Origin of the sequence: Mesorhizobium sp. M7A.F.Ca.ET.027.02.1.1, assembly GCF_004022985.1 — a bacterium.
GTDB lineage: Bacteria > Pseudomonadota > Alphaproteobacteria > Rhizobiales > Rhizobiaceae > Mesorhizobium.
The window spans coordinates 1-7,057 of sequence record NZ_RZOL01000333.1 but is presented as its reverse complement, the minus strand read 5'-3'; the positions used below and the strand labels follow the sequence as shown (position 1 = coordinate 7,057).

General features: G+C 64.2%; 9 protein-coding genes. 6 read left to right on the top strand and 3 right to left on the bottom strand.

Annotation, left to right across the window (positions count from 1 at the left end; all coding sequences use genetic code 11):
- Window positions 1-40: 40 nt before the first annotated feature.
- Complete coding sequence (locus EN749_RS27180; protein ID WP_128364329.1) at window positions 41-886, bottom strand: LOG family protein; 846 nt, start codon at window positions 884-886, stop codon at window positions 41-43.
- Window positions 887-1,113: 227 nt separating this feature from the next.
- Here EN749_RS27180 and dapD point away from each other — a divergent pair, with 227 nt between their 5' ends.
- The 4 genes from dapD to EN749_RS27160 all read left to right on the top strand — a co-directional run bounded on the left by dapD (window position 1,114) and on the right by EN749_RS27160 (window position 3,560).
- Window positions 1,114-1,968 carry a 2,3,4,5-tetrahydropyridine-2,6-dicarboxylate N-succinyltransferase gene (gene dapD / locus EN749_RS27175; RefSeq protein WP_127269742.1) on the top strand — a complete coding sequence of 285 codons (855 nt, stop codon included), beginning with the start codon at window positions 1,114-1,116 and terminating at the stop codon, window positions 1,966-1,968.
- A 72-nt stretch (window positions 1,969-2,040) separates the two neighbouring features.
- Entirely contained in the window at window positions 2,041-2,403 is a 363-nt protein-coding gene (locus EN749_RS27170; RefSeq protein ID WP_127318322.1) for a DUF805 domain-containing protein, read from the top strand.
- The gene (locus EN749_RS27165) at window positions 2,396-2,773 is read left to right on the top strand and encodes a DUF805 domain-containing protein (RefSeq protein ID WP_023810766.1); all 378 of its coding nucleotides are present in this window, start codon (window positions 2,396-2,398) and stop codon (window positions 2,771-2,773) included. Before EN749_RS27170 ends, EN749_RS27165 begins: the two co-directional genes overlap by 8 nt.
- A gap of 13 nt (window positions 2,774-2,786) precedes the next feature.
- Window positions 2,787-3,560 (top strand): hypothetical protein, encoded by a 774-nt coding sequence (locus EN749_RS27160; RefSeq protein ID WP_127318320.1) that lies wholly within the window; start codon window positions 2,787-2,789, stop codon window positions 3,558-3,560.
- On the opposite strand, the gene EN749_RS27155 is transcribed toward EN749_RS27160, so the two are convergent.
- A complete protein-coding gene (locus EN749_RS27155; protein WP_128364328.1) occupies window positions 3,463-4,503 on the bottom strand; it encodes a 2-dehydropantoate 2-reductase in 1,041 nt (346 codons plus the stop codon). The genes EN749_RS27160 and EN749_RS27155 overlap by 98 nt on opposite strands.
- Window positions 4,504-4,628: 125 nt before the next feature.
- On the opposite strand from EN749_RS27155, the gene dapE reads away from it, so the two are divergent.
- The gene (gene dapE, locus EN749_RS27150; protein ID WP_127273255.1) at window positions 4,629-5,822 is read left to right on the top strand and encodes a succinyl-diaminopimelate desuccinylase; all 1,194 of its coding nucleotides are present in this window, start codon (window positions 4,629-4,631) and stop codon (window positions 5,820-5,822) included.
- Window positions 5,823-5,827: 5 nt separating this feature from the next.
- On the top strand, window positions 5,828-6,463 hold the full coding sequence (locus EN749_RS27145) for a transporter (RefSeq protein WP_127808364.1): 636 nt from the start codon (window positions 5,828-5,830) through the stop codon (window positions 6,461-6,463).
- Here EN749_RS27145 and EN749_RS27140 read toward each other — a convergent pair.
- On the bottom strand, window positions 6,430-7,057 hold a 628-nt coding region (locus tag EN749_RS27140; protein WP_128364327.1), incomplete at its 5' end, for a tRNA pseudouridine synthase A. The two genes, EN749_RS27145 and EN749_RS27140, sit on opposite strands and share 34 nt — an antisense overlap.

Sequence of the window (7,057 nt, the reverse complement as noted above, 5' to 3'; positions counted from 1 at the left end):
CAATTCCCCCAGTTCCCCAGTTCTTCAATTCCCCACTCCCCTACTCCCCTAACTTGTAGAACCGGCTGATGATCCCCCAGGCTTCGTCGGCGGTGTCGACGAAGTCGATGATGTCCTGATCGCCGGGGCTGATCGTGCCCTGCTCGGCGAGAAAATCGAGATTGATCGCCCGCTTCCAGAAGGATTTGCCGAACAGGATCACCGGCACGCGCTCCATGCGCCCTGTCTGGATCAGGGTCAGCGTCTCGAAGAATTCATCCATCGTGCCGAAGCCGCCCGGAAACACCGCGACCGCCTTGGCGCGCATGACGAAATGCATCTTGCGGATAGCAAAATAATGGAAGTTGAAGCAGAGCTCCGGCGTCACATAGATGTTCGGCGCCTGCTCGTGCGGCAGGACGATGTGGAGGCCGATCGACGGCGCGCCGACATCGTCGGCGCCGCGGTTTCCCGCTTCCATCACGCCGGGCCCGCCACCGGTCACCACGACATATTCGCGGTAATAGGAGGTAGCCGACTGCTGCGAGCAGAGGCGGGCGAATTTGCGCGCTTCCTCGTAGTATTTGCTGTTCTCCTCGAGGTTCTTCTTCTGCGTCTCGTTCTTGGCCGCCCAGGCCTCGCCGCCGGGTTCCGGCAGGCGCGCGCCGCCGAACAGGATCACCGTCGAACGGATGCCGCGTTCGGCCAGGATCATTTCCGGTTTCAGCAATTCAAGCTGCAGCCGGACCGCGCGCAACTCGCGCCGCGTCATGAAGTCGGGATCGTTCCAGGCGAGCCGGTAGGTTTCGGCACGCGTCTGCGGCGTATCCGGCACACTCTTCGACCGCTCCAGATCCTCGTCCGAATGCGGCAGTGGCGTCCAGCCCGCCTTTTCCATAGGTGTCATATGCTCTACCCGTCCAAATTCTTCACTTGCGCCGCCCCATGACGCAGCCGCGATTGACCCTCACCAAGGCTTCACATAAGCAGGTTCCGCAAAAGTGTCCCGCGGTTTTGTGACAAGAACCTGCTACATGCGAAGATCCAGGCAGGCAAAGCCTGCCAAGGGGTCCGCGCGACTTTCAAAACAGGTTAAGGCGTTGCCCCTTAACAGCTTGGTAATGGAGCGAATTCATGTCGAAGCCCGATCTGGCGAGCCTCGAAAAGACCATCGAGAAGGCCTTCGAGGAACGCGACGCGATTTCGACAGCAACGCGCGGCGAAACGCGCGACGCCATCCAGTCGGCGCTCGATCTGCTCGACCGCGGCGCCGTCCGCGTCGCCGAGCGGCAGGCCGACGGCAAGTGGCATGTCAACCAGTGGCTGAAGAAGGCCGTGCTGTTGTCGTTTCGGCTCAACCCGATGGAGATCATTAAAGGGGGGCCCGGCGAGGCGGTGTGGTGGGACAAGGTGCCGTCGAAGTTCGACGGCTGGAGTGCCGTCGACTTCGAAAAGGCGGGCTTCCGAGCCGTGCCGTCGTCGGTCGTGCGCCGTTCGGCCTATGTCGCACCGGGCGCCGTGCTGATGCCGTCCTTCGTCAATGTCGGCGCGTATGTCGACAGCGGCACCATGGTCGACACCTGGGCCTCGGTCGGCTCCTGCGCCCAGATCGGTAAGAACGTGCATCTGTCCGGCGGCGTCGGCATCGGCGGCGTGCTGGAGCCGATGCAGGCCGGCCCGACCATCATCGAGGACAATTGTTTTATCGGCGCGCGTTCGGAGGTGGTCGAGGGCTGCATCGTGCGCGAAGGCTCGGTGCTCGGCATGGGCGTCTTCATCGGCCAGTCGACCAAGATCGTCGACCGCGCCACCGGCGAGATCTTCTATGGCGAAGTGCCGCCCAATTCCGTCGTCGTCGCCGGAACGATGCCGGGCAAGCCCTTTCCGAACGGCGAGCCGGGTCCCAACCTTTACTGCGCCGTCATCGTCAAGCGTGTCGACGCCAAGACCCGCTCCAAAACCTCGATCAACGAATTGCTGCGCGATTGATCTTTGCGCAAAGCGAGCGCACCCTCCGCCGGCGCGACAATCGGTCGCGCTGGTTCAAGATGGAGGGGTGACATGGACTGGAAGTATCTGCTCACAAGTTTTGATGGTCGCATCAACCGTGGCAAGTTCTGGGCCGCGATTGGCGTTTTCATCGTCATTGGCATCGTTGCCTTCATTCTCGATGCGATCCTCGGTACACGTCTCACCACCGCCAGTGGCGCCCAGATCGGCATCATCGGCATTCTCATCGCTCTGGCCTCGATCTATTTCGCGCTCGCAGTCTACGCCAAGCGCTGGCATGATCGCGGCAAGTCGGGCTGGTGGAGCCTGATCATGCTGGTGCCGCTCATCGGCCCGATCTGGTTTCTGGTGGAATGCGGCATTCTCGAAGGCGCCAGAGGCGCCAATCAATATGGACCGGACCCGCTTGCCTGACAGATCAGATCTCACCTGGCTTTTCTTCAAAACCTCGGGCCGCGTCAGTCGCGCGGCCTATTTTCTTGGCGGGTTGCTCGTCGCCATCATCCAGGCCTTCCCGCTCTACCGCTTCACGCTGGTGCCGGAAGGTTCGGCCGAGAGCAACATGTGGTCGTTCATCTTCTTCGTCGCCTTCATCGCCTCGCTGTGGTCGAACATCGCCCTGGCGGTGAAGCGGCTGCACGATTTGGACAAGCCGGGCATTGCCGCGCTGATCCTGTTCGTGCCGGTGGTGTCGATCGTCGCCTTCCTTGTGTTGTGCCTGTTTCCAGGGCAGCCTGGACCCAACCGCTATGGCCGGCGCACCAACGAGCCGGAACAATCCTGAGGGCCGATCGGACATGCGCTACCGCACGCTTGATCCGAAACTGATCGTCGAAACCGCCGAGCGGCTGGAAGAGCGGATCGCCGACCGTTTCCCCGAAGCGGGATTGCGTGGCGTCGCCGCCGAACTGGTCTCGCTGTCGCGCGATCTGGCCAAGGCGGCCAAGGTGCTCGAAGCACCGATCTGGTGGCTGCGCGGGCTCATCGTCGCCGCCTTCGTCACGGGTGTGCTGGTGTTCCTGTTCGTCGGTACCATCTTGCCGATCGACCGCATTTCGGGAACCCACGATGCCCTGCAGTCGGTGCAAGGCATAGAGGCTTCGATCAATACCGTCATACTCGCTGTGTTGGGCTTGCTTGCTCTGATCCGCACCGAGGAGCGCATCAAGCGCAAAAGGGTGTTTCGCCAGCTGCACGGCCTGCGTTCGCTGATCCATGTCATCGACATGCACCAGCTGACCAAGGATCCGGCAGCCCTTTCGGCCGATTTCAAGCCGACGGCGCACTCGCCGGCCCGCATCACCAATGCCGCCGACCTGGCGCGTTACCTCGACTATTGCTCCGAAATGCTGTCGATCACGGGCAAGATCGCCGCATTGTTCGCACAGTCGGTCAATGACGACGTGGTCATCGACGGCGTCAACGACATCGAGAACCTGGCATCCAACCTGTCGCGGAAAATCTGGCAGAAGATCACGTTGATCGACGGCCGGCCGGTGCAACAACCTGCTCCGGCGCCAGGCCCGGCGAGCCAAGCCGCTCCGCTTCCGCCGCGCGCACCAAAGCGGTGACTCGCTGAACCGTCGGCACGGGCGTGCCGGCCTTCCCCGCCAGCTGCAAGATGGCGCCTTGCAGGTCGTCGATCTCTGTCGGCCGGCCGCGCTGAAGATCGTCCCACATCGACGAGCGCGCCTGCAGGTCGATCGCCAGCAAGCGCCGCGCCAGCAGCTTGAACAGCCAGTCCGGCAGCCTGAGCACCTTGGGCAGCAACGCCGGCCGCAGGCCGGCGATCCGCGCCGGCTCGATGCCGGACGCTCTCATCGCTCTCAGGGCCTCGTCGATCTGGCTGGCCAGGATCAGCCGCCAGCGCCGATCGGCCAGTTCGGTCGCCAGCGGCAGGCCGGAAAGCGCCACCAGCGCGTTGTTCAAATTCATCAGCAGCTTGCCCCACAGCACGGCTTTCATGTCGCCATGGGCTTCGACCGCAAACCCTTCGACGCCAAGCAGGCCGACCAGGCCGGCGGCGCCATCCTGGACCATTACCGTGCCGTCGCTGGCGCGGTGAACGCGCAGCGGCAGTTCGCCGTCCGGCGACTGCACCACATTGAACGGCACCATGCCGGCCAGCACCGTACGTCCGGCAAGTTCAGCGCGCAGCTTGTCGGCATTGTCGACACCGTTCTGCAGGCTGATCACCACGGCGTCGGGCCGGGCATGGGCTTTGATAAGGTCCGCCATATCCTGGGTGGCGCCGCTCTTGACCGTGACCAGGATCACGTCCGCCAGCGGCAAAGCGGCGGCCGGATCGACGGTGACGACAAGCGCCTCGGGCTTGATCGAGCGATCGCGGCCCTGGAGGTCGCTTACCCGCAATCCACCCTGCCGCAACGCTGCCTCGATGCGCGGCCGAGCCAGCAGAATGACCTCTCGGTTGGCCAGCGCCAGGCAGCCGCCGGCATAGCAGCCGATGCTGCCGGCACCGGCTATGACGATCCTTCTGTCCTTGTCTGCCATCCTGTCCCGCGCCGGGTCGGAGCTATACGACATGAAAACCATAATATCGGCGGCATCGCCAGCCATGACGCTGGCCCCTATGTCTGGCCGTGACAGGCCCTGCGCTTTCGACTATCGCTTTTGCCATGACGCTGCCGACCGATCCCGCCGAAAACCTCGCCGCCCTTATCCGTTGCGCTTCGGTGACGCCCGCTGAGGGCGGCGCGCTGACCGCGCTGGAGACGATGCTCAAACCGCTCGGCTTCCTGGTCGATCGGCCGGTGTTTTCCGAAGACGGCACGCCCGATATCGAAAACCTCTATGCAAGGCGCTCCGGCAATGGCCCGCATCTGATGTTCGCCGGACACACCGACGTGGTGCCTGTCGGCGACGAAGCCGCCTGGACGCATCCGCCTTTCGCCGCCGAGATCGCCAATGGCGAGATGTATGGCCGCGGCGCCGTCGACATGAAGGGCGGCATTGCCTGTTTCATCGCCGCCGTGGCGCGCCATGTCGAGGCCAATGGCGGTCCGAAAGGGTCGGTCTCGCTGCTGATCACCGGCGACGAGGAAGGCCCGGCCATCAACGGCACGGTGAAGCTGCTCGAATGGGCGGCTTCGCGGGGCGAGAAATGGGATGCCTCTGTCGTCGGCGAGCCGACCAATCCGGACGCTCTCGGCGACATGATCAAGATCGGCCGCCGCGGCTCGATGTCCGGCGCGGTCACCGTCAATGGCCGCCAGGGCCATGTCGCCTATCCCCTGCTTGCCGACAATCCGGTGCGCGGGCTGATGAGCCTGGTCGACGCCTTGCTGCATCCGGTTTTCGACAAGGGGACCAGGGATTTCCAGCCGACCAATCTGGAGATCACCTCCATCGATGTCGGCAACCCTGCCACCAATGTCATTGCGGCCAAAGCGACCGCGACCTTCAACATCCGCTTCAACGACACCTGGACGGACGAGACCCTGCAGGCCGAGATCCACAACCGGCTCGACCAGGCGGCCAGGCGCAGGAAGTACCGGCAGGGCAAGAAGACGCCGGTCGACTACGAGCTCGTCTGGCGCGACCGGCCGAGCCATGTCTTCCTGACCCGCGACGACAGGCTTATCGAAACGCTGCGCGGCTCGATCAAGTCGGCGGTCGGCAAGGAGCCGACGCTGTCCACCTCCGGTGGAACGTCCGACGCGCGTTTCATCAAGGACTATTGTCCGGTGGTCGAGTTCGGGCTGGTCGGCAAGACAATGCATATGGTCGACGAGCGCGTCGCCATTGCCGATTTGGAAACGCTGACGCAAATCTACCAGCGCTTCATAGAAGACTGGTTCGGACAGGGCTGAACAGCATGCTTTCGGCGGACGAAACCCAAGCTTCGCTGACGGGCGCCTGGCGATTGATGCTCGGCAAGGCCGACGGCCTGCGCCTGCTCGACCTGTCGGCCGACGGCTTCTGGAATTCCTTCTTCGCCATTGTCGTTGCAGCACCGGCGCTGATCGTCGGCTGGGTCGGCATCGCCAACGAAATCGGCGATCCCGACGCCTTCGCGGGCCGCTTCAGCATGCTGGTCCGCCTGGCGACGGTCGACATCGGCTCCTGGGTGCTGCCGCTGGTTGCGCTGGCCCTGATCGCGCCGCGCGCCGGCATCGGCGGCCGCTTCGTCCACTACGTCGTCGCCAGCAACTGGGCTTCGGCCATCACCGCATGGCTGATGCTGCCCTCGGCGCTGATCCGGCTTTTCCTGTCGTCCGCAAGCCAGGCTGCGAGCCTTGTGTCGCTGTTCCTGTTTGCCCTGTCGATGGTGCTGATCTGGCGCATGACCAACGCCACGATCGGCAGGGGCGCATCGGTCGGCACCGCCGTTTTCGTCGGCATGTTCATCGCCTCGCTGCTGGTGCTGTTCGGCCTGCAGGCGCTGCTCGGCATCACCGTGCCGGAGGATGTCGGAGTTCAGAGCCTGTCCGGGCTCGTCTCGACTGGATAATCGACACCGGTGAGAAACAGCCCGTCGGGCGGCGCCACCTGGCCACAGGCGGCGCGGTCGTGCGCCTCGAGCGCCGTTTTCAGGTCGGCCGCGGTCCAGCCGCCGTCGCCGACGCGCTTGAGCGAGCCGACCATCGAACGTACCTGATTGTGCAGGAATGAGCGCGCCGAAGCCCTGACCTCGATCATGTCGCCCTGTCGGCTCACATCGAGCCGTTCCAGCGTCCTGATCGGGCTGTTGGCCTGGCACTGGGTCGAGCGGAAGGTGGTGAAATCATGCCGTCCGAGCAGGACTTTCGCCGCTTCGTGCATGGCGCCGGCGTCGAGCCGCTTCGGCACCCACCATACCTTGCCCTTGTCGAGCGCGGCCGGGGCACGGCGGTTCAGGATGCGGTAGAGATAGTGGCGGCCGATGGCCGAGAAGCGGGCGTCGAAGCTGTCGGAGACGACTGTCGCTTTCAGGATGGCGATGCGCGCCCCGCCCGCCTGCAGATGGGCGTTGACGGCATCGCGCACCTTGTCGCCCGGCCACGCCTTGGCGAGGTCGGCATGCGCCACCTGCGCGGTCGCATGGACGCCGGCATCGGTGCGGCCG

Bases quoted from the DNA above. Each gene is read 5' to 3' on its own strand.
- EN749_RS27180 (WP_128364329.1), bottom strand. From the start codon at position 886: ATGACACCTATGGAAAAGGCGGGCTGGACGCCACTGCCGCATTCGGAC.
- dapD (WP_127269742.1), top strand. From the start codon at position 1,114: ATGTCGAAGCCCGATCTGGCGAGCCTCGAAAAGACCATCGAGAAGGCC.
- EN749_RS27170 (WP_127318322.1), top strand. From the start codon at position 2,041: ATGGACTGGAAGTATCTGCTCACAAGTTTTGATGGTCGCATCAACCGT.
- EN749_RS27160 (WP_127318320.1), top strand. From the start codon at position 2,787: ATGCGCTACCGCACGCTTGATCCGAAACTGATCGTCGAAACCGCCGAG.
- EN749_RS27155 (WP_128364328.1), bottom strand. From the start codon at position 4,503: ATGGCAGACAAGGACAGAAGGATCGTCATAGCCGGTGCCGGCAGCATC.
- dapE (WP_127273255.1), top strand. From the start codon at position 4,629: ATGACGCTGCCGACCGATCCCGCCGAAAACCTCGCCGCCCTTATCCGT.
- EN749_RS27145 (WP_127808364.1), top strand. From the start codon at position 5,828: ATGCTTTCGGCGGACGAAACCCAAGCTTCGCTGACGGGCGCCTGGCGA.